Here is a 1,016-nt window from a genome sequence, read left to right as displayed (position 1 = left end):
GAACTGGCCGGGCCTGCTGATGATAGGCGTGGGCGTCGTCATGCTGTTGTCGGCGGCAGTGCTTTAAGCCGCCAACTCCATCGCCGCTAGGACAAAGCCGCCGAGATCGGCAGCTTCGGCGATTCACCATCCTCGTCACGCAAAGTTGCACGCCTTCAGCCGATCCTCTCGGCTAAAATGCGAGCGGATCAGCCAGAAGGAGAGGAAAGCCATGACCCTACGCTTTGGCCTCATCGCCCTTGCCCTGTCAGGCTTCGCCAGCCAGGCATCGGCTTTCGAGATTTCCAGCCCATCCGTCTCGGACGGCAAGTGGGACAACAGATACATCGGCGACAGCGCCGGCGGATGCACTGGCGGCAGCGTCTCGATCGCCTTGAACTGGAAGGATCCGCCGGCCGGCACCAAAAGCTACGCGCTCACCATGTTCGATCCCGATGCCGGCGGCGGCAAGGGCTGGTGGCACTGGCTGGCCTGGAACATCCCGGCGAGCGCCAATGGATTGCCCGAAGGCGCCGGCTCGAAGGGCGGCAAGGGCTTACCCAAGGGCGCCATGCTCGGCAAGGGCGACATCGGCCGCGCCGGCTATTTCGGCCCGTGCCCGCCGCCCGGCAGCGGCGCGCATCATTATGTCTTCACGCTCTATGCCCTCAAGGCGGCGAAGCTCCACGCCAAGGCGAGCGCTTCTCCCGCGACGGTGGCGGCCGCCGCGAAGGCGCAGTCGCTCGGCACGGCAACGTTGACCTATACATATGAGCGCTAGAGGCTGCCGATCTCCCCCTCGCGGGGAGATCGGCAGCTTCAGCTATTCCGCCGCCAGCAGCTTGTCCTGCGTCTTCGTCTCGAAGTCGCTGGCGTCGTGGCGCTCGTGCAGCTGGTAGGCCGGGTCGCCGGAGAGGCGGTTGACCATACGGCCGCGCTTCACCGCCGGCCTGGCGTCGATGGCGTCGGCCCAGCGCTGGACGTGCTTGTATTCCTGCACGGCCAGGAACTCCCCGGAATCGTTGTAAATGCGGCCC

1 protein-coding gene and 1 pseudogene are annotated in these 1,016 nt (G+C 65.6%); one reads left to right on the top strand and one right to left on the bottom strand.

Features of this window, described 5'->3' with window-relative positions; genetic code table 11:
* Window positions 1-211 precede the first annotated feature (211 nt).
* The gene (locus EOA33_RS36720) at window positions 212-760 is read left to right on the top strand and encodes a YbhB/YbcL family Raf kinase inhibitor-like protein (RefSeq protein ID WP_127407794.1); all 549 of its coding nucleotides are present in this window, start codon (window positions 212-214) and stop codon (window positions 758-760) included.
* Between the two features lie 42 nt (window positions 761-802).
* Here EOA33_RS36720 and EOA33_RS36715 read toward each other — a convergent pair.
* Window positions 803-1,016 (bottom strand): annotated as a pseudogene (locus EOA33_RS36715) (glutathione-dependent disulfide-bond oxidoreductase); the annotation flags it as partial.

The sequence above is a fragment of the Mesorhizobium sp. M4A.F.Ca.ET.050.02.1.1 genome, assembly GCF_003997725.1.
Classification (GTDB): domain Bacteria; phylum Pseudomonadota; class Alphaproteobacteria; order Rhizobiales; family Rhizobiaceae; genus Mesorhizobium.
The sequence above is the reverse complement of the archived record's forward strand: the minus strand, read 5'-3'. Positions and strand labels throughout refer to the sequence as shown.

Coding starts and splice junctions, on each gene's coding strand:
- EOA33_RS36720 (WP_127407794.1), top strand. CDS start 212: ATGACCCTACGCTTTGGCCTCATCGCCCTTGCCCTGTCAGGCTTCGCC.